A 25493-nucleotide genomic window follows, 5' to 3' on the forward strand; every position below is an offset into this window, starting at 1 on the left:
CGCCACGAACATTCATGAAGACCCACGAGGACGGGACAGCCATGCCTTCTTTCGAGACTCCCCAGCCGATTTTGGTCAACGCTCACGTGGACGCGGGATCTATTCGGTTCGTCGCGGCTGACCGCACCGACACCGTCGTGGACGTAGCTCCCCGCGACCCGAAGAAGGACCAGGACGTGCGGGCCGCCGAGCAGACCGACGTCACATACTCGGGCGGCAAGCTGCACATCAAGACGCCCAAGCCCAACCTTTTCGGGCGCACCGGCACCGCCGACATCACCGTCGAACTGCCCACTGCCTCCCGGGTGGAGGCGACCGGCGCGTGGGCCGAGGTGCGTGGTGACGGACGCCTCGGCGAGGTCCGCGTGAAGACCTCGTCGGGCGACGTCCGCTTCGACACAACCGGCCCGCTGCACCTGACCGCGTCCCACGGGTCCATCTCCGTGGACCGTATCGAGGGCTCCGCCGAGATCACCACCAGCTCCGGCAGCATGCGTGTCGGCACGGTCACGGGCGACGCCGTCTTGAAGAACTCACACGGCACCACCAGCGTCAGCGACGCCACCGGCGACCTACGGGTCAGCGGCGCCAACGGCGACATCATCATCGAGCGCGCCCGGGCCTCCGTCGCGGCCACCACCGCGCACGGCACGCTGCGTGTTGGTGAAGTCGCCCGCGGGACCGTCCGGTTGGAGACCTCCTACGGTGCCATCGACGTAGGCGTGCGCGAGGGGACCGCCGCCTGGCTCGACGTCAGTTCGGGCTTCGGGAGCGTACACAACTCGCTGGCCGCGTCCGATGGCCCGCAGAAGTCCGAGGACACCGTCGAGGTCCGCGCCCGTACGCGCTACGGAAACATCGACGTCCGCCGCGCCCGCGCCTGAAAGCCCACCTTCCACCCCAGTCCAGCCTTCGAACGGGAGGGCCCCATGCCTTCATCTGTCATGCCCACGTCCAGTCTCGGCGCCGGCCAGGAGCCGCCCGTCGCCGTCTCCACCATCGGCCTGCGCAAGTCCTACGGCGACAAGCTCGTCCTCGACGGGATCGACCTGCGCATCCCGACTGGCACGGTCTTCGCACTGCTCGGCCCGAACGGCGCAGGCAAGACCACCGTCGTCAAGATCCTCTCCACCCTCATCACTGCCGACGCCGCCTCCGGCGACATCCGCGTCGGCGGCCACGACCTGGCCGCCGATCCGCAGGCCGTGCGCGCCGCGATCGGTGTCACCGGGCAGTTCTCCGCCGTCGATGGCCTGATCACCGGCGAGGAGAACATGCTCCTCATGGCGGATCTGCACCACCTGTCCAAGCGCGAGGGCCGCCGCACCGCCGCCGAACTCCTGGAGCGGTTCGACCTGGTGGAGGCCGCATCAAGGCCCGCCTCCACCTACTCCGGCGGCATGAAGCGCCGCCTGGACATCGCCATGACGCTGGTCGGCAACCCAAGGATCATCTTCCTGGACGAGCCGACCACCGGCCTCGACCCGCGCAGCCGCCACAACATGTGGCAAATTATCCGCGAGTTGGTCTCCGGCGGCGTCACCGTCTTCCTCACCACCCAGTACCTGGACGAGGCCGACGAACTCGCCGACCGCATCGCAGTCCTCAACGACGGGAAGATCGCCGCCGAAGGGACCGCCGATGAGCTGAAGCGACTCATCCCGGGCGGACATATACGGCTGCGCTTCGACGACCCGTCCGCGTACCAGTCCGCCGCCGTCGCCCTGCGCGAGGTGACCTTGACCCAAGCTCTCAGCGCCGCCCGACCAGGGGGCGCCTTCAACGACGACGCCCTGTCGCTACAGATACCAAGCGACGGCAGCCAGCGCGAGCTGCGCTCCATCCTCGACTGGCTGGACGCGGCCGGCATCGAGGCGGACGAGCTGACCGTGCATACCCCCGACCTTGACGATGTGTTCTTCGCCCTGACCGGCGACACCACCGTCCCCCACCAGTCCAAGGAGACCGTCCGATGAGCTCCCTGCCCCTCGCCGTACGCGACTCGGCCACGATGCTCCGCCGCAACCTCCTGCACGCGCGGCGGTACCCGTCCCTCACCCTGAACCTGCTGCTCACGCCGATCATGCTGCTGTTGCTCTTCGTCTACATCTTCGGCGACGTGATGAGCGCGGGCATCGGCGACGGCGCGGACCGCTCCGACTACATCGCCTATCTCGTCCCGGGCATCTTGCTCATGACCATCGGCGGCACTGTGGTCGGGACCGCGGTGTCTGTCTCCAACGACATGACCGAGGGCATCATCGCCCGCTTCCGCACCATGGCGATCCACCGCGGTTCGGTGCTCGTGGGGCATGTCGTCGGCAGCGTCCTCCAGGCAATGTTGAGCGTGGTCTTGGTAGGCGTCGTCGCCGTGGCCATCGGCTTCCGGTCCACGGATGCGGGCGTCTTGGAGTGGCTGGCGGCATTCGGGCTGCTGGTGCTCTTCGCCATGGCGCTCACCTGGGTCGCGGTCGGCATGGGCCTGATCAGCCCCAATGCCGAGGCCGCCAGCAACAACGCGCTGCCGATGATCCTGCTGCCGCTCCTGTCCAGCGCCTTCGTCCCGGTGGACGCGATGCCGGGCTGGTTCCAGCCGATCGCCGAGTACCAGCCGTTCACCCCGGCCATCGAGACGCTACGCGGCCTGCTGCTCGGCACCGAGATAGGCAACAACGGGTGGCTCGCGGTCACCTGGTGCCTCGGCCTCGCGGTGCTCGGCTACTTCTGGTCGGTCTCGAAGTTCAACCGCGACCCGAGGTAACGATCATGACGACGCGGTAGCCCCCGCGACTCGTCCCGCCCCAGGGCGCGTACTCCGACACCGCGTCGGCCTACGCCGCCCTGTCGGCGTGCTCGGCCCCTCCGACGAGCCCAGGTCCGGCTGCGGACATCGTCGGCCGGAACTCGCGTCGCGCCCACAGCCGTTCGGCCAGTGTGAGCAACCGCGCCGCGGATCGCATACCAGGGGAGCGATTCGGCCCGGGCCGGACTATCCGCAGTGGAACGGCCCGATGGCGGGCTACCAGTGCGCGGGCCGCGTAAGCCCCGGCGGCAGCACCGTGCGCTCGTCGCCATGCGCCGCGTTGAGCTGGGCCTGCGTGAGGAAGATCGCCCCGGTGAGATCGGCCCCGCCGAGCTTGGCATCGCGCATATCGGCGCCGATCAGGTCGGCCGCCCGCAGATCGGCACCGCTGAGATCGGCGGCGATGAGCAGCGCCCCACGCAGATTCGCGCCCCGCAGCTTGGCTCCCGTCAACCGCGCCCCAACGAGATCGGCGCCGCGGTGGTTCCTCTTGCGGCCGGGGACCTCGTTACGTACGAGCTCGCTGGTACGCAGCAGCAAGGTGTTCACGGACTGACGCAGCGCGGGAACGTCCAGCTCGGCAAGGGCCTCGGCCTCAGCACGGGTAAGCCGCTCGGTCCGGTCAAGGGCCTCCCGCAGTTCGCCGCGCAGCGAGCGTGCGGGCGTAAGGCCCAACGCCTCGGTCAGATACCAGAGCAACTCATGCAACTGCCGCATCACCGGAAACACGCTGAACATCTGCTGCGCGGTCTCCGGAGCCTGCCGCCAGTCCCGTCCGCCAAAGGTGACCTGGGACACCTGTTGCCCCGCGCCAAAGCAATCGAAGACCGTACAGCCGGAAAAGCCCTGGCCACGCAGGTTCGCATGGATGCCGCAGCGGAAATCGGAGCGCAGATGCGTACAGGGTTGCCCCGCGGCCTTGTCCTTCGCGAAGTCGGTAGAAGCGGCGAAGGGAAGGGCGACGCAACACAGCCCGAAGCAGTTCCCACAGTCGGCCCGCAGGGCACTGCCAGCCCCACCCGAAGCGCCAGCCTCCGCCGGTTCGGCGGAAACGCCATGGCGCCCCGAGTCGCCGGGGGCGGACGGTGCGTCGTGCTGCTGTGACAACGTGGGTGCTCTCCTACCAGGAACGTCTGGTGCGCCCTAGCCCGCTAGACGGGAAGCGGCCCGCTGGGTGGGCCGCATCGATCGGGCAGTGCCTATTGTCCCCCGCGCCGACGTGGCGGCCGACCCACGGGTGGCGTCAGTCGGTCCATCGCCTCCAGAAGCGCGGCGGCCCGCCCGCGATCCCGGCGGCTGCCGGAACCTCGGGCGAAATGATCGCGTGGGTAGCCAGCGCCGTGGCCGTGCGGGAGAAGTGACGTTCCCGGAATCGTCGTAGTGGCCACGACCTCTCCGTCGCGGGCGTTCATAGCGGCTGCGAAGGCTGCGAAGGCTGGGGTGTTCGACGCGCTCGTTCCCATCGGGTGGGGAGGGGCGGTGTGCCTGGCGTGCCGCCTCCGTGAGGTAGCGATGATGACTGCTCCCTAGCGGGACCGCTTCGAGCGCTGTGGTTCTGGGTGGGCGTCAGCGCGGGGGGACGTCGATGGTTACCCCTGAGCTCGCTGAGGCTGTTTATTTCGCAGTTCAAGGCGGACGGGTTCATCCGCCTTTCCTGGTCCGCCGGATAGCCGACCGCGCAATGCTTTTGCAGGCGGTGCGCTGGCAAGGGAGACTCATAAACAGTTAATCACTCTTTACGATCAACCGATCTTTAGGGGCTGCCCCGGGCTTGTTTGGTGCGCTGCCTCGTTGTGCGTGCTCCCTCGCGCCGTTGTGGTGACGGCGCTTTCCGCTGTGCAATCAAACCGGTCGCCTCGACCGTTGGTGACCTGCGGGCAAGGTTCCGAGGGGGGACATGGTAGACGGCATCCGCATGGCTCTCGCCGCCGTGTGCGGTCTGTGTTGGACCGTGGCATATGTGCTTGCGATTCGGGTGGGCGTTCGAGATAAGACCTATGCCATTCCGGTCGTGGCACTGGCGATGAACATCTGCTGGGAATTCCAGTTCGTCTTCTTCCGGTCCTCCGACCATATGTCCGGCAGCAACTCGAACGTAGACGAAGCTGAAATCCTCATCGGCGTGGTGTGGCTCATTATTGACTGTGGGTTGCTCTATACCGTCCTGCGCTTCGGCCCCAGTGAATTCCCCTACCTACAGCCGCGCGTGTTCTACGCTGGCTTTATCGGCGTGCTGGGCCTGGCATATGCGGGGATCGAAATCCTGTCCCGGGAGTTCGACGACGGGGACGTGGTCCTCACCAGCTTCGGCATGAACGTGGCCATGTCCGGGCTATTCCTGGCGATGCTGGCCTCCCGTAGATCCAGTCACGGCCAGTCGATGGGTATCGCCGTTGCGAAGCTGGTCGGCACCGCGGCCACCTGCCTGGCCTGGTTCTTCGATACCTCGGTCTACCCGGGCCCGTGGCTGCCCTACTGCACGGTGGCCTGCGTGTCGCTGGACATCGCGTATGTGCTGGCACTCGCCACCGTTATGCGTAAGGAGAAAGAGCGCGGTCGGAGTACCGGCAACCAGTTTGAGCGCAGGGACCTCGAAAGGAACGCTTCGCTGTGACGAATACGCACCCTCCGGCGGTCGTGCCCAAGTTCATCGCCGAACCCTTGACGGAGAACTGCCGAACCGTCTGCTCTAGAGGCGAACACGTCCTCATCGGGGTATCTCCAGGAAACAGTTATTTCAGCCCGCAAAGACTCACCGAACTGCTGAGTTGGGCCGCTTCGCTGTTCCGGCGAATCGACGTCATGATCCCTGACTCCGCTCAAGTACATACCTGGCTGGCGCTCGGTTACGCGGCCAACCGAGCGCGGCGCAAGGCTTATGGAGAGGGGTCACGTCTCTTCAACCGGGCCACCCGTGCTTGGGAGGCTGTCGAAGCACCCGGGGTGGCATTGCAACTGCACCGACTGTCTGAGATTGAGACCAGGCCTGCATACCAGGCCCTGCTGCGAGAGAGCGAAGAGGCCATCGCGGGCGACACCGACACACGCGAGAGCTACGGTCAGGCGGTGCGGCAGGTGTTGCGGAATCATCTACACGGAGCCGAGCCCACGGCCGCGCAGACCGAGCAGGCCGCGCGGTATCTGATCGCCGAAACGCCCTTTCTGATCAATACGCCCAAGATCATCGGCGTGGAGAGCTCCACCGCGGTCTATCAGCACCGAGTGGCGTTCATTGACCGCATCTACGCCGGAAAAACCTCCCTGTACAAGGCCGACCAGCAGGCGTTCGTCGTCGCCCGGCCCGCGGCATGACGCCAGCGCAGGAACTAGACGCGGCGGACGTACGCGATCCGCGCCTGCGCGAGGCGTACGCCCTGTGCGAGACGATCCTCCAACACGACAACCACGCCTCACACACCTGGATGCGGGGCCAACTCCAGCCGGGGAGTCGCCCCTACTGGGACGCTATGATCGCCTTCTGTGGGTACGCCGACGATCTGGCCGATGCGCTGGACGTCCCCTTGGCCGAACGGATTCGGCGCTACGACGCGTTCACTCACACGTTCTTCCGCATGCTGCACAACGCGAGCGTCCCCGTGCCCCGATCCGGTCCCGATGAGGCCCACGCCGAAGGTGAACGGGCATACCTCGTCTCGCTGGCCTTCTGCGACTTCGTCCACACGTGGCACCTGAGCGAGGCGGGCATCCGACAGGCAAGCCAGGCCCTGCGGACGGACATGAGCACGGAAGCGTACGACACGCTGACCGCGTTGGAGCGCTACATGCACGGCGTCAGTGGCGAGCCCGCACGCTGGCTCGCCGCTCTGCTCGGGCCACGCGGGCAGACCCCGGGCGATGGCGCCGCGAACGCGGCGACGGCTTGGAGCTTCGGCCTGCAAACGCTCGACTTCGTCCTCGACCTTGAGGAGGACGTGCGATTGGGCAAGCTCTACGTTCCCCTCGACGATCTGCGTCAGTGCGGCCTCCAGCGCGCCGACATGGAACGGGCGGTCGCCGCTCGCGAGTCCCCGCAGGCCCTGCGTGATGTGGTCGCGTGTCAACTGGTCCGAGTACGCCGCTACTTCACCGCCGCTGAGCGGTGGATGGACAGCACCCGCCCGCTGGGATGGGAGGCCATTCGGGAATCCCTCATCGAGGGCTGGGCGACCGTTGATCGCATAGCACGCAGCGGTCACGACATCTTCGCCGTGACTGCGGAGCCGACGTAGCAACCGCGCCCATCCCCTCCGCAACACCTGCCACTGCGCCCCCGGCACGCCTCCCCCGGGGGCGCAGTGCTGTCTCGCTAGGCAATCCCTACACCCCGCCCGAGCCCGCCCCCGCTCCATCCCCGTAAGTCACCGTAAGTCCGTGCATGTTCCTGTACGTCCCGCCCTCGCCCGTGACCCGCGCTCTGCTATGACCCGTATTCGTACGGTGTCGTCGTGCTCAAGTGGGTGAAGCCCAGCCTGGCCAGGATGGGGCGGCTGTCGTCGGATGCGTCAACCTGGAGATAGCGGTAGCCGCGCTCGGCGGCCAGGCGGGCGCGGTGCGCGATCAGGGCGCGGTAAATGCCTCGGCCGCGCCAGGCGGCCACGGTGCCACCGCCCCACAGGCCGGCGAAATCGGTGCCGGGGTAGAACTCCATGCGCGCCGCGCATACCGGCTCATCGCCGGCCATGACGAGGAAGGCGGCCATCGCGTCGGTGCCGGCTGCCAGTTGTTCGAGGATGCGGTTGCCGAGGCGGGTCGCGTCCGTCCCGAACGCCTGCTCGTGGACCTTCGCCATGAGGTGCACATCGGCCGCGTCGCGTACAGGGCGCAGTACGACGCCGTCCGGCAGCCGGGCGTCGGTCGGTAGCGCGCCGATCTCCGCCACCATCAGCGCCTCCGCGGGTTCGGCTGTGAAACCCGCCGCTACCAGCCGCTTCGCGAGATCGGCCGGTTCGTCGTGCGCGTACAGCTTCCACTCGAAGGCGTGGCCAAGGGCACCGAAGTGCCGCACCTGCTCCGCGATGGCCGCGTCGGCGGAGTGCTGGTCGAGCCGCGACCAGAGCACGCCGTTCCAGCCATCGGCGGTGCTGGTCTGCCGTACGACGTCACCCACTCGCTCGACCCGGGCCCCGGGGCCATCGGGCGGCACGCTCTCCCTAAGCTGCCGGTCGAACTCCGCCAGCATGCGGGCGCGCCCCACCGCGCGGTCCTCGGGGGCCGCCTCCGGCGCGGGGTTCGTACTGTTGGGCGCGCCGTGCTGAGCAGGGTGCGCCTTACCGTGATCCATGCGGCACACTCCAGCACCGGCCACCGCGTTTAGCAACGGCGTTTCCTGCGAGGCGAGGCGAGGCAGAGCAGGGCGGGGCAGGGCGAGGAGGGGCAGGAGCAGGTACGGAGCCGCCCGGATAATTCGCGGGAGGTCGCCGGTTGCCCTCTGTTACGGTCTTCGGCATGAAGCGCGCTGCCAGCACGACGACGCCGGAGAGTGTCCCGGCGCGCTGACCGTTGTTGTGAGTCAAAGCCCCGGGGCGAGTGCCCCGGGGCTTCGCCGTGGGGTGTCCCGGCCGGTGGCCGGGGCGGTCACTCGCCCGATGACCTGCGAGGAGCCCCCCGTGCATGATCACCGCAAGCTCGGCCGCGAGCTGAACCTCTTTGACACCGATCCGCTGATCGGCGCCGGGTTGCCGTACTGGCTGCCCGATGGCGCGACCGTACGGCACGCTCTGGAGGAGTACATCCGCGGTGCCGAACGGCGGGCGGGCTACCGGCACGTGTACTCGCCGGTGCTCGGCAAGCGGGAGCTGTACGAGATCTCCGGCCACTGGTCGCACTACAGCGACCACATGTTCCCGCCGATGGACGTCGGCGGTGAGCAGATCGTGCTGCGGCCGAGCTTGTGCCCGCACCATGCGCTGATCTACCGATCGCGCTCCCACAGCTATCGTGAACTACCGCTGCGAATGGCCGAGTTGGGTGGCATGTACCGCTCGGAGCTGTCCGGTGTGCTCGGTGGACTCACCCGGGTCCGCGCCATCCACCTCAACGACGCGCACATCTTCTGCACCCTGGACCAGGTGGCCGACGAGGCGCAGGCGGCCCTGTCGATGATCCGCCGCGCGTACGAGGTGCTCGGCATCACCGCGACCCGATACCGCCTCTCCCTCCCCGGCCCTGGCGGGAAGTACGTCGCTGCGCCGGAGCTGTGGCAGCGGGCCACCGCCCTGTTGCGCGATGTGCTCGACCGTTCGGGTCTGCCGTACGAGCAGGCCCCGGGGGAGGCCGCGTTCTACGGGCCCAAGATCGATGTCCAGATCTCCGATGGAGCCGGCCGCGAATCGACCCTGTCCACCGTCCAGGTCGACTTCCACCAGCCCGAACAATTCGATGTGCACTACATCGGCGCGGACGGTGGCAAGCACCGACCGGTCATGGTGCACCGCAGCATCATCGGCAGTGTCGAGCGGGCCGTGGCCCATCTCATCGAGGAGCACGGCGGCGCGTTCCCCGCCTGGCTCGCTCCCACCCAATTGGTCATTCTTCCGATCTCCGAGGGCGAGATGCCGCATGCCGCAGCATTCGCCCAGCGGTGTACCGACCGCGGACTACGGGCCGACATCGCGGGTCCTGAACGCGGCACCTTGGGCGCCCGCATTCGAGAGGCCCGACTGGTGCCGTACCAAGCCGTCATCGGCGCGAGAGAAGCTGCCCATGACCACGTTGCCCTGCGCCTACGGGATGGCCGGCGCCTTGACCCGCAGCCCGCTGCCGAGGCCATGGCCAGCATGGTCGCCCGTGTCGAGGCGTACAGCACCGGGCTATGGGAAGGGTGACCGGCGCGCAACCGCACCGCACAGCGCATCGGCGCGCACCGCACCGCACCGCACAGCACAGCGCATCGGTGCGTAACGCGCCGCACCTACCGCGCGACCAGCCCCACCGCACCGTGGCGCCACCGCACCTCCACGTAACGAAGGGCCCGTATCCGCCGGTTGCGGACGCGGGCCCTTCGCGTAACGCGGGCCCTTCGCGTAACGGCGGCGCACGGTGGGGACTTCGCGCTGCCGCGCGCCCCTTCCCGCCACCGCGTGCGTTACTTCATCACTTCACGATCGTGATGCGGTCCGTCTTCGGCGGGGCAAGTGGCGCGTCTGGCTTGGAGTGCGCCCCCAGGTAGGCCGTGAAAACGTCCAGGTCGGAGGGCCCGACCAGCTTGTTCTTGCCCTCCTTCAGCACCGGGAAGCCATCGCCGCCGCCGGCGAGGAACTCGTTCACAGCGACCCGGTAGGTCTTCTTCGGGTCGATCGGCTCACCGTTCAACCGGACCGAGTCCGCGGCGATCCGATCCGCTCCGGCCTTGGTGAGGTCGAGCGTGTACGAAAGGCCCTTGGATACGTGGAGAATCCTCGGCTGCTTCTCGTTGACGCCACTGACCTGCTGCCGCAGCACGGTCAAGACCTGCTCACCGGTCAGGTCGAGCACGTTGGTCATGTTGGTGAACGGCTGCACGGTAAACGCCTCGCCGTACGTCACCACCCCATCGCCCTCGCCGCCCGACGCCTTGTGCGCCAGGTCGGAGCGGACGCCGCCCGGGTTCATGAAGGCAAGCTGTGCACCGCCCTTGTCGGCCGGGGCGAGCGCTTCGACCTGCGCGTCACTGATGACGTTGCCCAGCGGCGTCTCGTACGCGTTGAAACCGCGGCCCGGGATATCGGCCGAGATATAGCCCACCGGCCGGTTGGCGACCGGCGCGGCCAGCTTGTTCCAACGCTTGATCAGCGCCGTCATGTCCTTGGCCCGCGGCTGCTCCCGGTCCACCACATGGTTGGCGGACTCAACGCTGGTGCGCACGATGTCGCGGGTGCGGCGGTCGTACGTCAGTGTCGTGTCGGTGTACAGCCGGCCGAAGGACGCGGCGGAGGTGACGGTGCGCGGCACGCCCGCCGGGTCCGGGATGGTGCACGCGTACGCCTGGTGGGTGTGACCGGTGACCAGCGCGTCCACCTGCGGGCTCACGTTCTTGGCGATCTCCACGATCGAACCCGAGATGCCGTCACCGGGGCCGGGGCTGTTGCAGTCGTAGTTGTACGAGCCGGAGGCGGGCAGGCCGCCTTCGTGGATGAGCGCGACGACCGACTTCACGCCCTTGCGGTTGAGCTCCCGGGTGTACTTGTTGATCGTCTCGACCTCGTCGTGGAACTTCAGCCCCTTGACGCCTTCCGCCGTGACGATGTCCGGGGTGCCTTCGAGGGTCACTCCAATGAAGCCGATCTGCACGCCCTTGTGCTTCCACACGGTGTACGGCTTGAGGACGGGCTTGCCGGTCTTCTCGCTGGTCACGTTGGCCGCGAGGTAGGGGAAGTCCGCGCCGGGGAACCGCTTGCCCTCCTCGTAGCAGCCGTCCTTCGGGTGGCAGCCGCCGTTCTGCATTCGGGCCAGTTCCTCGGCCCCCTCGTCGAACTCGTGGTTGCCGACCGCCGAGACGTCCAGGCCCAGCTTGTTCATCGCCTCGATGGACGGCTCGTCGTGGAACAGGCCCGACAGCATCGGGCTCGCGCCGATCATGTCGCCACCTGCCGCGGTCACCGAGTGCCGGTGGCCCTTGCGCGCCTTACGCAGCGAGGTGGCCAGATACTCGACACCGCCCGCCGGAATCGCCTTGGTGGTGCCGTCCGGCAGGGTCTGGGTGACGTTGCCCGACGAGCCCTGCGGGGGTTCGAGGTTGCCGTGCAGGTCGTTGAAAGAGAGCAACTGGACATCCACGGTCCGGCCCGTCGCGTCCCGATCGGAGCCGCGCGCGGTGCTCTCGGACTCGGCGCCCGCGGGCAGAGCGGCCGTGAGCAGGCCCGCCGCCGCGGCCAGGACCGCCGCCGTGGCGGTCAGTCTGCGCGCCGCGCGACGCCGTTGAGGTATGGCTGCTGACATGGGCTTCCCTTCGCAAACTGCGGTGCACCCGCGGTGCGGCCCACGTGCCGCGTACGGGCCGTGCACCGCGCATGGTCGGGGCGCAGCTTACGGTTGACGCGCGTAGCACGTCAGGAGGGTTGGGGTGACGAGCTGGTTGCCCTTCGCTGTACGAGCAGGCCCATGCGCCTTCTCTGTACGAGCATGCCGATGTGCCTTCGCTGTACGAGCAGGCCCACGGCAGGCACCGGCCGGCGCCGCGGGACAGCGGCCAGCACCAGCCGGCCCCGCAGGCACCGGCAGACCAACGGGGGAGGTCACGGCGCACGCTGTGACCACCCGCGGGACGCCAAGTCGTAGGCTCAGCGCATGACTGACGTAGGGCATGAGCCGGGCCAGGCGCGGCGGATCGACATCGTGGACGAGTTGACGCCCGATGTGGCGAGCGAGGTACTTGAGCTCATCGCGGAGGCGGCCAGGGCCGATGGGCAGCCTGCGGTTTCGGAGCAGGGCAGATTGCGGCTACGGAGCGGCAGCCGTACGGGCGTACGGCACCTGGTGCTGCGCGAGGAGCCCGACGCGCTGGCCGGTTACGCCCAACTGGAGGACACCGATCCGGTGGAGGCCCCGGCCGCCGAACTCGTGGTGCGCCCCGGTTGGCGCGGCCTTGGGCACGGCAGGGCGCTGGGCCATGCGCTGCTCGGCGAGTCGGGCAAGCGGCTGCGGGTGTGGGCCCACGGCGGGCACGCCGCCGCCCGCCATCTGGCCCAGGTGCTCGGCCTCTCGCTCTTTCGTGAGCTGCGCCAGCTCCGCCGCCCGCTCGGCGAGCGGGCCGCCGCGGAGATCGCCGAGCCGACGCTGCCGCCGGGCGTGCGCGTGCGGACCTTCCGGCCAGGTGAGGACGATGCGGCCTGGCTCGCGGTGAACGCCGCGGCCTTCGCCCATCACCCAGAACAGGGCTCCTTGGCCCAGCGCGACCTGGACGACCGCAAGGGCGAGGAGTGGTTCGACCCAGCAGGCTTCTTCCTCGCCGAACGTGACGGCCGCCTGGTCGGCTTCCACTGGACGAAGGTGCACCGCGAGGAGGGCCTTGGTGAGGTGTACGTGGTCGGTGTGCACCCCGATGAGCAGGGCAGCGGCCTCGGCAAGGCACTGACCGCGATCGGCCTGCGGCACCTGGCGGGTTGCGAACTGCCGACCGCAATGCTGTACGTGGATGCGGACAATGTGGCGGCCGTGACGGTGTACGAGCGGCTTGGCTTCACCACGTACGAGACGGACCTGATGTACCGCACGGAGACCTGAGCCCCGGCCACCATTTCCCGGCCGTCACTTGCCGGCCTTCCCTTGCCGGTAGTCATCCCCGGCCGGCACTTCGCGGTAGTCGTTTCCCGGCCGTCACTCCGCGGCCGTCACGCCCCGGTCTCCGCTAGGCGTACGAAGTACGCACGCGCCAGGCGCCCGGGGAGCGAACCCGTCAGCCGCACACCCGTACAGCGAACGAGCGAGCCCGCTCAGCGTACGGAGTGCGACAAAACAAGCCCCGGGCCCCGGGGGCGCCACGGCGCGCGAGCCCGGGGCGTCGGGGGCGCCCGGGCACGGGCTGGAGCCGGCCGGAGGGGCTGGAGCGGAACTCGGAAGAGCGGCACGGCCACCCTGGCGAAGGGACCCGCTTGCCTGACAGCCATGTGCCCGTTACCGGCGATTCAATGTCGCTTGCGAACATCGCTGAATGCAGCCCGCTGTGCCCAATGCCCCGAACCGGAGGCTTCACGGAGTTCCGCCTCCGTCTTCTTCCGCCGCGCCCATGGGGCTCACCGCGCGGGAGAATAGGGACATGCAGCAGTCTTCCGGGGAACCTGCCCCGTATCCCCATGAATCCAGTGCCCACGACCAGTCCCGGCCGCAGGCCCGGGGGACGGCCGAGGAGACCTCTATGCGCGGTACGGATGGGCCGTCGGTGCGTAACGCACGCGGCGCCCGCGGTAAGAGCGGCGCACAGCCCGCTCGGAAAACGGACCCGAACACGGCACCCGACACCAGTACCGGTATCGGCACCGGTATTGACACTGACATCGGCACCGCTACTGACATCGGCACCGGCACCGGTATTGACGCTGACACCGGCACCGAGACCGACGCCGGTACGGAAACCGGTGCCGAAACCGGCGCAACCCCACCAGGCGCCGCCGGCCCGCACGCCATCACTCCCCACGCAGTACCTCTGACCGAGGGAGCACTGGCCATCCACGGTACGCGCGATACCGACCACGACGGACGCCCCGCTTCCCAACCCACCATCGGTTCGATAGCGGCCCACCGCCCGCACGCGGTGGGCGTCCCGCCGGTGCCGGAGCTGGAGCCGGACATCGATGCCGACCTCGACGCGTACGAGGCGCAAGACGGGGACGAGCTCCCCCAGGGCCGGTTCCTGGACCGGGAGCGAAGCTGGCTGGCCTTCAACGAGCGGGTGCTGGAACTCGCCGAGGACCCCGCGACGCCGCTGCTTGAGCGGGCGAACTTCCTCGCGATCTTCGCCAGCAACCTGGACGAGTTCTTCATGGTCCGCGTCGCTGGCCTCAAGCGCCGCATCCACACCGGCGTGGCCACTCGTTCCGCCTCCGGCCTCCAGCCGCGCGAGGTGCTGGAACTGATCTGGCACCGCACCCGCGAGCTCATGGCCCGGCATGCTGCCTGCTACCAGACGGACGTGGGCCCCGCACTCGCCGACGAGGGGATTCACCTCGTCCGCTGGCGCGAGTTGACCGAGAAGGAGCAGGAGCGGCTCACCGCGCTCTTCAAGCAGCAGATCTTCCCCGTGCTCACCCCACTGGCGGTGGACCCGGCGCACCCCTTCCCGTACATCTCCGGCCTCTCGCTCAACCTGGCCGTCGTCGTGCGCAACCCGATCAGCGGTCATGACCACTTCGCCCGGGTGAAGGTGCCGCCGCTGCTCAATCGATTCCTCGAAGCATCGCCGCAGCGCTACGTGCCGCTGGAGGACGTCATCGCGGCGCACCTGGAGGACCTGTTCCCCGGCATGGACGTGCTCGCGCACCACATGTTCCGGGTGACGCGCAACGAAGACCTTGAGGTCGAGGAGGACGACACCGAGAACCTGCTCCAGGCCCTGGAGAAGGAGCTCATGCGGCGCCGCTTCGGACCGCCGGTGCGCCTTGAGGTCGAGGAGACCATCGCCCCGTACGTGCGCGATCTGCTGGTGCGGGAACTCAAGGTCTCCGAGGCCGAGGTGTATCCGCTGCCGGGGCCGCTCGATCTGACCGGGCTGTTCGGGATCGGTGCGCTGGATCGGCCCGAGCTGAAGTACCGGAAGTTCGTGGCCGGGACGCACCGCGACCTCGCCGAGGTCGAGTCGGCCTCGGCGCCCGACATCTTCGCGGCGCTGCGCGAGCGTGACGTACTGCTGCACCACCCGTACGACTCGTTCTCCACCTCCGTACAGGCATTCCTCGAACAGGCCGCTGGCGATCCCGACGTGCTGGCCATCAAGCAGACCCTGTATCGGACCTCCGGTGACTCACCGATCGTGGATGCGCTGATCGACGCGGCCGAGGCCGGCAAGCAGGTGCTCGTTCTCGTCGAGCTCAAGGCGCGCTTCGACGAGCAGGCCAACATCAAATGGGCCCGCAAGCTAGAGGAAGCGGGTTGCCACGTCGTCTACGGACTTGTCGGCCTCAAGACGCACTGCAAGCTGTCGCTCGTCGTGCGCCAGGAGGGCGAAGCACTCGTCCGCTACTCGCACGTCGGCACCGGCAACTACCACCCCAAGACGGCGCGCCTGTACGAGGACTTGGGGCTGCTGACCGCCAATACCGACGTCGGCGCCGACCTCTCCGACCTCTTCAACCGGCTCTCCGGTTACTCCCTGATCGAGGACTACCGACGGCTTTTGGTCGCTCCGAAGTCGCTGCGGGACGGGTTGATCAAGCGGATCGCCAAGGAAGTGGCGAACCACCGGGCGGGTCGGCCCGCGTACGTCCGCATCAAGGTCAACTCGATGGTGGACGAAGCCATCATCGACGCGCTCTACCGGGCCTCGCGCGCGGGCGTGACGGTGGATGTGTGGGTGCGCGGCATCTGTGCGCTGCGCCCTGGCGTCGCCGGACTCTCGGAGAACATACGGGTGCGTAGTGTGCTCGGCCGGTTCCTGGAGCACTCCCGTGTGTTCATCTTCGGGAACGGTGGCGAGCCCGAAGTCTGGCTCGGTAGCGCCGACATGATGCACCGCAATCTGGACCGGCGGATCGAGGCGCTGGTCAGCATCATCGACCCGGCCCACCGGGCCTCGCTCGACCGGCTTTTGGAGACCGGAACAAAGGACTCCACAGCATCCTGGCATCTGGGCCCGAGCGGCGATTGGACCCGGCACGCCGTTGATGCTGACGATCGGTCGCTGCGGAACGTTCAGGAGATGCTCATCGACGCCCGGAGGCGCCGGCGTGGTTCAACAGCGACATGACCTGGCGGTCGAGGTTACGGGGGCCAGGCAGGGTCCCGTCACCGGTACCGCCTCCGGTACCAGGGGACACGAAATGACGGACTACGCCATGGGTTCAGCGGCCACCAGCAGCGGCCAGGGCCGGGTGACGGTGACGACGACGGCGACAGCGGGCGAGGTGCTCTCCCGCTATCTGCACGCGCAGGCGGGGGACTTCCTACGAAGTCTGCGGCTGCACCGCGAGAGCGGCTCCGACGCGGAGGAAGCGGTGGAGGCGGCCCGGCTGCTGCGCCAGTCCGCGCGGCGGATCAGCGGTGTGCTGTACACCTACCGCTCGTTGACCGACCCGGCCTGGGCCGACCAGCTCAGGGCCGAACTGGCCTGGCTGTCGGGGGTGCTGGCGCGCGAGCACGCGTACGCGGCCCGGCTGGCCCGGTTGCGCGGCGCCCTGCACCGGCTCTCCGGGGCCCCGGTGCCGGAGCAGCCCATCGACGCGCTGAACGGCCCGCCGTTTGGCGCGGGCGGCGCGGGGAACGCGGGCGGCGCGGGCAGTGCTAACGGTGCGGGCGGTGCGGGTACGGGTGCCGGCAGTGGAATCGGCGGCACCGGTTCCGCCGCCGATCGGATGCAGCCGCGCGGCACGGACAACGGCATCGGCGGCCCCGGAGCGGGCTCGGGGGAGGCCGCCGGCGGCCGAGCCGGGCGCGGCGCCCGCGCCCATGGCGCATCGGCAGCGGGCGGCGCATCCGCCGTCTCGGCGAAGCTTCCCGGGGACGGTACGAGCGGCCGTTCGGTCCGGGCCGGCCGGCTCGGCGAACAGCGCCCCCGCGACTCGTCGGCCACGCGCAACGGCCGCGATGGCAGAGACGGCCGCGATGGCCGGGACAGCCGGGACGGGCGTGATGGCCGGGACGGGCGCGCCGCCGATGTGGCGTCCCCGCGGGACGGCGGCGCGGATCGCCCGAGTTCGTCCCGCGGCGGCGCCGACCGTATGGCGCCCCGCAGCAGCGCAGACCGCACCGGGACCACTCGCTCCGCCGGGCGTGGCGCGGGCCTTTCCACCGGCGGTACGGGCGCTGCGGGCGGAGCCGTTGGCGCCGGCGGCCCGACCGGCTCGCGAGGCAACGCCGAGCGCGAGGACACCCGCGCGGGCGCCCTCACCGTGGGCGCGGCCCGCGCGGGCGCGCTCCTCGAACGCCAACTCACGCTCGCCAGAACCCGCGCCCACACGGCGGCACTCCAAGCCCTTGGCTCCTCCCGCTTCCACGCGGTGGCCGACGCGGTAGCGCTTCTCGCCTCCGAGGTCCCGCTAAACCCGGCCACCTCCGAACAGCCCGCAGACATGACGCTGCCGCCCCTCGCGGAGCAGGCCAACCGACGCCTGAGCGAGGCCATCGACGCCCTGCCGCTGAGCCGCGCCGGGCACCCGTACAACGCCGATGCACTGACCCACGGCCTGGCCGCGACTCCCACCGCCGACGCCCCACCGGCAAGCGAGGCCCAGGACACCCCGTGGCACCAGGTCCGCAGGCTGGTACGCATCGGCCGCTACGCACTCGAAGTCCTAGCCGAGCACCAGCCGCTCGCCGCCGGCCCCACCGAGACCGAACCCACCCTGGCGGTACGCCTCCTAGCGGCAAGCCAGGCCCTGGAACGGCATCGCGACGCCGCCGAGGCAGCCGCGGCTGCCGCCGCCGCGGCCCGCACCCCACGCATCGCCCCCGCCACCGCGTACGCCCTCGGCATCCTGCACGCCGACCAGCGCCACGAGGTGGAGGCGGCCCGCTACGCCTTCGGCCGCATCTGGCAGCGAGCGGCGCCACCGACGTGACCGCGGCCACCGACGTGACCGCGCCCCAAGGTCATACGTCGCGGAACAACGCGCTCCGCAAGCTGCCGACGCCGCAGCGCTAGCGCTCGGACGACAGCCCGCCCTTGCCATGAGGGCGGGCTGTCGGTCTGCGGTGGTTTTCTGTGCGCGTAGTGCCTCGCTGACATGCTGTACTGCGCCTCCGTGGCGGCGTGATCGTCAAGGGCTCGTACCGTTTTCGCCGTATGGGAAGCGACGGCAGCCCGGGGCGCTCACCAAAGCGGCGCTCAGAACGGTAGGGCTTTCGCACCACCTCGTAGGACGAGGTCCTGGGTTTGCCGAACCTGGGCGGCGGCTTCAGGACCGCGACCCACGATAGCCAGGGCCCGAGCACGCGTTACGGCGAGAAGACTTTCCGTCGCCGGATCTACTAGGCCGCGAACGCGTGCCCATGCAGCCTCCGCTAGGTCCAGCGTGTGTTCGGGCTGCCGGATATCCATCCCGTTGTGCGCGAGGATGCGCAGGATGAAGGCACCGTGGATATCGTCGCCAGCCTCTCGTGTCAGTGCGAGAGCCTGGAGGTAGTAGCACTGGGCGAGTCCGTGCTCACCGGTTATCTCTGGTTATCAAGTCTCTGGGCTGGTCATGGCCTTGTTCGACGTGCAGGGACGTTAGGCATGTCGCTAGACGATGGGCTCCCGGTTGTTGTGAAGCGAAGGCAGCCCGGCTGCTCTGGCCGAGGCTGCCGGGACTGCGTGCCGACGATTGTTCAGGGACGGTTGAGTGCGCGGACGGTCCAGCCGGCTTTGCGCCAGGTGTCGGCGTCGAGGGTGCCGCGGCCGTCGATGACCTTCGGGGTGGCGGTGCGGTGGGCGAGGCGGTGGGGGGCGATGTGAGTGAACTGTGGCCACTCGGTCAGGTGCAGGAGGAGGTCGGCGTCCTGGACTGCGGCGATCGGGTCGTCGGTGTAGTCGAGTTCGGGGTGGGTCTTGCGGGCGTTGTCGAGGGCCTTGGGGTCGGTGACGGTGACGATGACGCCGAGTTCGTGGAGTTTGTGGGCGACGGCGAGGGCGGGTGAGTCGCGGATGTCGTCGGTGTTGGGCTTGAAGGCGGCGCCCCAGATGGTGATCCGCTTGCCCATGAGGTTGCCGCCGAGCTGTTCGCGGGCGAGGTCGACCATGCGTTCGCGTTGCCGGTTGTTGATCGCGTCGACCTCGCGGAGGAATGTCAGGGCCTGGTCGGCGCCGAGCTCACCGGCACGGGCCATGAAGCCGCGGATGTCCTTGGGGAGGCAGCCGCCGCCGAACCCGAGACCAGGCCGCATGCCACGGTGGCCGATGCGTGCGTCGTGGCCGAGGATGTCGGCGAGCTGGCCGACGTCGGCGCCCGCTGCCGCACAGACTTCGGCCATCGCGTTGATAAACGAGATCTTCGTGGCGAGGAAGGAGTTCGCGGAGGCTTTCGCGAGTTCGGCGGTGGCCCAGTCGGTGACGATCGTCGGTGTCCCGGCCTCGATGATCTTCCCGAAGCACTGCCGCAGGACGGCTTCGGCCCAGGAGCGCTCGGACTCGAAGCCAAGGACGAGCCGGTCGGGGCGGAGGGTGTCCTCGATGGCGAACGACTCGCGCAGGAACTCCGGGTTCCAGGCGACCTCGACCTCATCGCCCGCCGGAGCGAACTCCTTCAGGATCTTAACGACGCGGGGCGCGGTGCCGACCGGGACGGTCGACTTGACCGCGACAACGGCCGGGCTCTTCAGCCGGGGTGCGAGCTGGCGGACCGCGGAGAACAGATGGGTGAGGTCGTAGGCGTCCTCTCCGGCTCGCTGCGGGGTGCCGACGCCGATGAAGTGCAGTGCGCCGTGGGCGGCGGCTTCCGCGTAGGAGGTGGTGAACTTCAGCCGTCCTGTCGCGGTGTGCTTGGCCAGCAGGACGTCGAGGTCGCGTTCGAAGAACGGGGCCTTGCCGGAGTTGAGGGCGTGGACCTTATCCATGTCGGCGTCCATGCCGATCACGTCGTGTCCGAGTTCGGCCATGCAGGCCGCGTGGGTGGCGCCGAGGTAGCCACAGCCGATGACGGTGAGCTTCACGAGCGGGTGTTCCCTTCGGGTGGGGCCGCCTGCGCGGCCCCACCCCTCACCGCCCGGAAACGCCGGGGTGATCAGGCGGGCCGGGCGGCCAGATAGCGGTTGATCCCGTCCCGGATGAACAGCGGGATCGTGAGGATGTCGAGGTGTTCGGGGGCGAAGAACTGGAGCTTGACGCCCTCGGCGAGAGGCAGCTGTGTCTCGTCGCCGTCCCAGGTTCCACAGAAGAACGTGATGAGCTGGCCGGAGCCGTAGATATCGCGGATCTCGAAGAGTTCGGCGAGGTCGGCGACGGTCAGGCCGGCTTCTTCGTCGAGCTCACGGATGACCGCGGCGGCCGGAGTCTCGCCGTCATCCGCGCCGCCTCCCAGCAAACTCCAGTGGCCGGGCCAGGCGATGACGCCCGGTAGGTCGTCACGCAGGTGCAGAAGGAGTTCACCGCGCCGGTTGGCGATGACCGCGACCGCTCCGCGGGCGGTGGACGACTGTGGGGAGGTGGTGGTGTCGGATTGCATCCGACCACCGTAGTAACGGAGTTGAAGATCATGCGGCAGCCCTCACCGACGGGGCGCGAAACCAGGCGGCTGCCATCAGGGCCTGCATCCGGGTGCGGTCGAACCGGCCGCTGGGCTTCAGCCCGCCCTCCAGCAACGGCCGCCAGGCCGCCGGGGCGTCCGTGAGGGCGATGCGGATCTGGTCGTCGGCCCAGGTGGCGAGGGGTCCGTTGAGCCAGGCGGGGACGGGACTGGCGAAGCCGAGCTTGTCCCGGCTGCCCCAGACCTCCCGCGGCAGCCCCAGGGCCTTCGCGGCGTCCCGCAGAATCCGCTTGCCCTCGGCCGGGTCACAGATCTTGTGCTCGGCCGGCAGCCGGTAGGCCAGCTCGACCAGGTCGCGGGCGAGGTAGGGCGACCGGCGTTCGAGGCCGAAAGCGGAGGCGAGCTTGTCGCTGGTCATCACCAGTGGCCGCCAGGCCGTGGCCAGGTCGGCCAGCGTCAGCGCGCGGGCCAGATCCCCGCCGGCTCGCTGCATCGCACTGCCGACGAGGTCGCGAATCCGCCCCTCGGGGTCGGGGCCGCGCAGGATGAGCCGGGTGACCGCCTCCGCCGAATCCAGGCTCTGCCCGGCGGTGTGCATCAGCTTCGCGGCCAACGGCCGGTATGCCTCCAGCCCTGCGGCCAGGACGTCGTCGGGGCCGAAGAGGACGAGTGCGTGACGGACATAGCCCATCAGCAACTCGTCCGGTCCCAGACCGCCGGCGACGACCTTCAGGCCGAGGTCGGAGGCTTTGCGGTAGGCCATGTACTCCGAGAATGTCGAAGCGTTGCCCATCGGATAGTCCAGAGCGGCGACCATGTGCGGCAGCACCGTCGTGAAGTCCGCGGAGTCGGGCTCGACCACCACGAGCTCGGCGCCGATGTCGCGGGCGACCGTGGCGGCGATCTTGGATTCGTCGAGGCGGTCCTGGCCGGGATAGCGGACGGTGATGCAGACCGGCGGACGCATCAGGTAGGCCAGCGCCGAGGAGTCCAGGCCGCCCGACAACAACAGGGCGAACTCGCCTGACGGGGCCCGCAGCGGGACCTGCTCGGCCAGTACGACCGAGAACCGGGCCAGGGCCTCCGTGTAGGTCCCCTCGAACGGCTGACGGTTCTCCAGCGACCACCAGGTGTGCTGGTCGAGGGAGCCGGTGGCGGTGTCGAAGGCCATCAGGGTGGCGGGGGCCAGCAGCTGGATGCCCTGGAAGGGGGTGTCCGCGCCGGTCGGGGTCTCGATGGAGACCATCTCGGGCCGCAGGACCAGCGGGGCACTGCCGTAGCCGGACAGGGTGGTGACCTCGGAGGCGAACGCGAGCCGGCCGCCATCCAGGCGCCAGTAGAGGGGCTTCTCGCCGAGCCGGTCCCGGGCGAGGAACAGCTTGCCGACGCGCGGGTCATAGACGGCGAGGGCGAACATGCCGTCCAGCCCGTTCAGGCAGGACGGGCCGATCTTCGCCCAGGCCCGCAGCAGGAAGTGGGCATCCGACTCGCGTGCGGCCAAAGGGATGCCCCAGGCTTTTGCCTGCTGGTGGAAGTTGTAGATCTCGCCGTTGAACGCCAACAGCACCCCGGTGGGGCGGTCGAGATAGGGGCCGGGCATGGCCTGCGGGTCCACGATCAGCAACGTGTTCATCGCCAGCACCGCCCGCCCGTCGATCGAGGCGGCGTGCACCGTGCCGTCCGGTCCTCGATGAGCCTGTGAAATGCCCATCGCGCCGACCGTGCTTTCGTGCCGGGAGGCGTCGCCTCCGGCCAGTCCTGCGATTCCGCACATCTGGTTCACCCCCGAGGGTGGTTGGGATGCCTTGGCGGCGGCCACCGCCGGAAGGAGACCGGTTTCGGTTCCGGCGCCGGCCTGGGCTCACATCACAGCCGCCCGCGAGGAGCGGGGGGAGGGCTCGCAGGGGGGCTTACAACTCGCAAAGACGGTTCACGGCCGGCGGCGGAGGAATATCGTTACTGACCCAACACGCGGACCCCGTACGACTCCTCGTCCACAGTCGAGTACGGATCTCTCGTGCTCCACCAAGTGCGGACGTACCTACTCAACTGCTTGTTCGAGCCGTGCGTGGTCTGGTCACTGGCAAAGGGGAGAGTCGTGGCATCGACCACTCGCCGGACCCATCCGCCCAATGCGGACCTGGCCCGGCTCATCGAAGCCAGCGGAGCGAGCCACAAATCCCTGGCGCTGCGCGTCAACCAACTCGCACACGCTGCCGGGATAGAGACTGACTATTCGCACACGTCCGTGGCGAACTGGTGCAAGCGGGGGATGACACCGAAATGGCCGGTCCCCAAGCTGTTGTCGCAGGCCATCAGCGAGAGGCTCGGCCGGCCCGTCAACCTCGGCGAGATCGGTATGGGCGAGGCGGAGACAATCGACGCGAATGTGGGGTTGGATTTTCCGCGAGACCCCGCCGACGCCGTCCGCGTCGCCACTTCGTTCTGGAGCTCCGTGAACCGCCGAGATTTCCTGGCCGGCTCCGGCTTCGCCGCGTCCGCCTTCACCACCCCCGTCACCAGATGGCTCGTCACCCCCGCCGACGAGACCGCCGACCACGCTGGCGGGAAGCAGGTCGGGCGGGCCGACCTCGACGAGCTGCGTGACGCGGCCGACGACGCGAGGCGGTGGGACTCCAAATACGGCGGTGGGAACTGGAAGGCGAACTCCGTCACCGACTGCCTCGACCACCGTGCGGGCCCGCTTCTGCGGGGCAGTTTCTCCGACGGCATCGGCCGCGAACTCTTCAGCGTGACTGCTGAGTTGTCGAGGTTGGCCGGGTGGACGGCGTTCGACGTTGGCGAGCACGACGCCGCCCAGCGGCACTTCATCCAAGCCCTCCGCCTCGCCCGGGCAGGCGGTGACGTGCAGCTGGGCTGCTATGTGCTGACCACCATGGCCATGCAGACCCTGATGCGCGGGTTTGCGTCCGAGGCCGTCGATATGGTCCAAGGTGCCTTCAACCGGGCGAAGGGCCATGCCGTCCCGAGGGTGCTGGCGTTCACCAAGCTGATCGAGGCCCGCGCTCACGCCCGCGAGAACGACCCCAGGGCCGCCTCACGGGCCCTGAAAGCCTCCGAGGACATCCTGGGTCAGGCGAAGGACGACAGCGGTGACGAGCCCGCGTGGATCGACTTCTATCACCATGCCCGCCTCTCCGCGGATGCCGCCGAGGTCTTCCGCGACCTGAAGAACCCCAAGGCCGCCCTGGCCTGGAACCAGCAGGCCACCGCGATGCCGACCGGGGTGTTCACCCGTTCCGTCGGCATGCGACTCGCCATCGTCGGAACCGCCCACCTCCAGGCCAGAAACCTGGATCATGGTTTGGAGCTGGGCAACCGCAGCGTTGACATCCTCGCCCGTGTCCAGTCGAGCCGGGCCAAGGACTACGTGCGCGAGTTCACCACCGCCCTCGCGCCCTGGCGGCGCGAACCGGCCGTCCGTGACTTCATCCGCCGCACCCGCACCGAACTCGGCGTCGCCGCCTGAGTGGGAATCCGAAACCTGCGGCGGCTGTCAGGCTGTCCGGTTGGTGTCCCGCATCATGTTCCGCAGCGCGGCGCGGCCCGCGATGACACCGTCCTGCGACTCGGCTGGCGGTCCGCAGGTGGTCGCGCTCGGCTAGCACCGCGGTCAGGGTCTCTTCGCGCTGCCGGAGCTGGTCGTCAGCTCGTTGATACGGGCGATGAGGTCGGCGGCTCCGGCCTGGTCGGCCTGCTGGCCGAGCCCGCGTTGCACGGCGGCTTCGAGGTGGTCCCGGTCCTCGCGAACACTTATGACGCGGTGCGAAGACGGCGAACGGACACAAGAGGCAGACCCAGGGTCGAGCGGGGCAAGGTGTGCTTGCCGGGCCGTGCTGGCCCGAGAGGGGGTCGGCGCATGCCGCGACGAAGACATCGCGCTGACCTCCGGTGAGTTCGGCGATAGCCGCGTCGTCGAGTTCAAGCTCCTTCACCAGCTGCGGAAAACTCCCGGCGAACCCGCCACCCGGCCACCCCCTCCGCCGGCCGCCCCCGCCACCAGCCCCGCCCCCCGGCATCACCCCGGCGCCAGTGCCTCCCAGCGGACCGTGATCTCGCCCTGTCGCCAGCGGGTGGGGCCATCGGTGAGGGGCCAGTCGGTGGCGAGTAGGCGTACGGAACGTAGCCATCGCTGCCGCGCGCTCAGCGCTCCGTACGGTGCCATTGCCGCCCACGCGCGGTCGAAGTCGCGGAGGAAGGCGTGCACGGGTTCGCCCGGGACATTGCGGTGAATCAGTGCCTTTGGGAGCCGTTCTGCCAGGTCAGAGGGGCGTTGTAGGGATGCGAGCCGGGTTGCGAAGGTGATCGTGTGAGGACCGGTGGGGCCGAGCGCCACCCAGACGTGGCGTCGCCCGATCTCATCGCAGGTCCCCTCCACGAGCAGCCCACCGGGCGCCAGCCGTGCGCACAACCGCGCCCACACGGCCGCGACCTCGGCCTCCTCGTACTGCCGCAGCACGTTCGCCGCTCGGATCAGCACCGGCGCCCGCCCATCGGCGCCGGGCAGCGGGACCTCGAACCCGCCGTGTGCGAAGCGCAGCCCCGCCCGTTCGTACGGTCTGGCCGCTGCCACCCGCGCCGGGTCGATCTCGACGCCCACCACCTCGGCGTCTGTCCGGACCGTACGCAACCGACTCAGCAACTCCACGGCGGTCCACGGCGCGGCCCCATAGCCCAGGTCAACCGCCACCGGATCATCCGTACGCCGCAGCTCCCGCCCATGGATGGCCACGATCCAGCGGTCCATGCGCCGTAGCCGATTGGGGTTGGTGGTGCCCCGGGTGACCGTCCCCAAAGGGCGGTGCGGGGTACGGGGCGGCATGGGCCTGAGCCTATCTACCGCCGCGCCGGACCGTGGCGTGGGCCACCGCGGTAGGCGCCGG

19 protein-coding genes are annotated in these 25493 nt (G+C 69.1%); 11 read left to right on the forward strand and 8 right to left on the reverse strand.

The genetic code is table 11. The features are described 5' to 3' along the window. The first annotated feature begins 41 nt into the window (after positions 1-41). From FHS42_RS07050 to FHS42_RS07060, 3 genes are read left to right on the forward strand one after another with little or no spacing between them, the layout of a single operon-like run. Entirely contained in the window at positions 42-884 is an 843-nt protein-coding gene (locus tag FHS42_RS07050; RefSeq protein ID WP_184569944.1) for a DUF4097 family beta strand repeat-containing protein, read from the forward strand. Between the two features lie 60 nt (positions 885-944). Beyond that, positions 945-1976, forward strand: a complete 1032-nt coding sequence (locus FHS42_RS07055) for an ATP-binding cassette domain-containing protein (RefSeq protein WP_184570663.1) — start codon at positions 945-947, stop codon at positions 1974-1976. Continuing rightward, positions 1973-2761, forward strand: a complete 789-nt coding sequence (locus FHS42_RS07060; RefSeq protein ID WP_184569947.1) for an ABC transporter permease — start codon at positions 1973-1975, stop codon at positions 2759-2761. Before FHS42_RS07055 ends, FHS42_RS07060 begins: the two co-directional genes overlap by 4 nt. 258 nt (positions 2762-3019) lie before the next feature. Here the strand turns inward: FHS42_RS07060 and FHS42_RS07065 are convergent, their stop codons facing one another. Further along, a complete protein-coding gene (locus FHS42_RS07065) occupies positions 3020-3805 on the reverse strand; it encodes a pentapeptide repeat-containing protein (protein ID WP_246494387.1) in 786 nt (261 codons plus the stop codon). An 895-nt stretch (positions 3806-4700) separates the two neighbouring features. On the opposite strand from FHS42_RS07065, the gene FHS42_RS07070 reads away from it, so the two are divergent. The 3 genes from FHS42_RS07070 to FHS42_RS07080 are packed head-to-tail and all read left to right on the forward strand — an operon-like array spanning position 4701 to position 7032. Further along, positions 4701-5417 carry a transmembrane-type terpene cyclase gene (locus FHS42_RS07070; protein WP_184569951.1) on the forward strand — a complete coding sequence of 239 codons (717 nt, stop codon included), beginning with the start codon at positions 4701-4703 and terminating at the stop codon, positions 5415-5417. Next, positions 5414-6115 carry a tRNA-dependent cyclodipeptide synthase gene (locus FHS42_RS07075; protein WP_184569953.1) on the forward strand — a complete coding sequence of 234 codons (702 nt, stop codon included), beginning with the start codon at positions 5414-5416 and terminating at the stop codon, positions 6113-6115. Before FHS42_RS07070 ends, FHS42_RS07075 begins: the two co-directional genes overlap by 4 nt. Beyond that, positions 6112-7032, forward strand: coding sequence for a squalene/phytoene synthase family protein (locus tag FHS42_RS07080; protein WP_184569955.1), 921 nt, complete (start codon positions 6112-6114; stop codon positions 7030-7032). Before FHS42_RS07075 ends, FHS42_RS07080 begins: the two co-directional genes overlap by 4 nt. A gap of 188 nt (positions 7033-7220) precedes the next feature. Here the strand turns inward: FHS42_RS07080 and FHS42_RS07085 are convergent, their stop codons facing one another. Beyond that, the gene (locus FHS42_RS07085; protein ID WP_221476239.1) at positions 7221-7982 is read right to left on the reverse strand and encodes a GNAT family N-acetyltransferase; all 762 of its coding nucleotides are present in this window, start codon (positions 7980-7982) and stop codon (positions 7221-7223) included. Positions 7983-8409: 427 nt separating this feature from the next. On the opposite strand from FHS42_RS07085, the gene thrS reads away from it, so the two are divergent. Continuing rightward, the gene (gene thrS / locus FHS42_RS07090) at positions 8410-9627 is read left to right on the forward strand and encodes a threonine--tRNA ligase (protein ID WP_184569957.1); all 1218 of its coding nucleotides are present in this window, start codon (positions 8410-8412) and stop codon (positions 9625-9627) included. Positions 9628-9895: 268 nt separating this feature from the next. On the opposite strand, the gene FHS42_RS07095 is transcribed toward thrS, so the two are convergent. Continuing rightward, the gene (locus FHS42_RS07095) at positions 9896-11719 is read right to left on the reverse strand and encodes a bifunctional metallophosphatase/5'-nucleotidase (RefSeq protein ID WP_184569959.1); all 1824 of its coding nucleotides are present in this window, start codon (positions 11717-11719) and stop codon (positions 9896-9898) included. Between the two features lie 348 nt (positions 11720-12067). Between FHS42_RS07095 and mshD the strand changes: the two genes are divergently transcribed. The 3 genes from mshD (at position 12068) to FHS42_RS07110 (ending at position 17988) form a co-directional block, all read left to right on the forward strand. After that, entirely contained in the window at positions 12068-13003 is a 936-nt protein-coding gene (mshD, locus tag FHS42_RS07100; protein ID WP_184569960.1) for a mycothiol synthase, read from the forward strand. Positions 13004-13535: 532 nt separating this feature from the next. Continuing rightward, entirely contained in the window at positions 13536-16178 is a 2643-nt protein-coding gene (locus FHS42_RS07105; protein WP_246494359.1) for an RNA degradosome polyphosphate kinase, read from the forward strand. A 73-nt stretch (positions 16179-16251) separates the two neighbouring features. Continuing rightward, a complete protein-coding gene (locus FHS42_RS07110; RefSeq protein WP_184569962.1) occupies positions 16252-17988 on the forward strand; it encodes a CHAD domain-containing protein in 1737 nt (578 codons plus the stop codon). Between the two features lie 266 nt (positions 17989-18254). Here FHS42_RS07110 and FHS42_RS39485 read toward each other — a convergent pair whose 3' ends face one another. The 4 genes from FHS42_RS39485 to FHS42_RS07125 all read right to left on the reverse strand — a co-directional run bounded on the left by FHS42_RS39485 (position 18255) and on the right by FHS42_RS07125 (position 22363). Continuing rightward, entirely contained in the window at positions 18255-18584 is a 330-nt protein-coding gene (locus FHS42_RS39485; RefSeq protein WP_512700936.1) for an NsdA family TPR-like regulatory protein, read from the reverse strand. Between the two features lie 152 nt (positions 18585-18736). Then, a complete protein-coding gene (locus FHS42_RS07115) occupies positions 18737-20056 on the reverse strand; it encodes a UDP-glucose dehydrogenase family protein (protein ID WP_184569964.1) in 1320 nt (439 codons plus the stop codon). 71 nt (positions 20057-20127) lie between these two features. Continuing rightward, a complete protein-coding gene (locus tag FHS42_RS07120) occupies positions 20128-20568 on the reverse strand; it encodes an NUDIX domain-containing protein (protein WP_184569966.1) in 441 nt (146 codons plus the stop codon). Between the two features lie 28 nt (positions 20569-20596). Next, complete coding sequence (locus FHS42_RS07125) at positions 20597-22363, reverse strand: asparagine synthetase B family protein (protein WP_184569968.1); 1767 nt, start codon at positions 22361-22363, stop codon at positions 20597-20599. Between the two features lie 324 nt (positions 22364-22687). On the opposite strand from FHS42_RS07125, the gene FHS42_RS07130 reads away from it, so the two are divergent. Further along, the gene (locus tag FHS42_RS07130) at positions 22688-24079 is read left to right on the forward strand and encodes an NsdA family TPR-like regulatory protein (RefSeq protein WP_184569970.1); all 1392 of its coding nucleotides are present in this window, start codon (positions 22688-22690) and stop codon (positions 24077-24079) included. Between the two features lie 549 nt (positions 24080-24628). Here the strand turns inward: FHS42_RS07130 and FHS42_RS07135 are convergent. Next, positions 24629-25432: a class I SAM-dependent methyltransferase gene (locus tag FHS42_RS07135; RefSeq protein ID WP_184569972.1), complete on the reverse strand. Its 804-nt coding sequence runs from the start codon at positions 25430-25432 to the stop codon at positions 24629-24631. Positions 25433-25493: the final 61 nt, after the last annotated feature.

This window comes from Streptomyces zagrosensis (genome assembly GCF_014203645.1).
Taxonomy (GTDB): Bacteria; Actinomycetota; Actinomycetes; order Streptomycetales; family Streptomycetaceae; genus Streptomyces; species Streptomyces zagrosensis.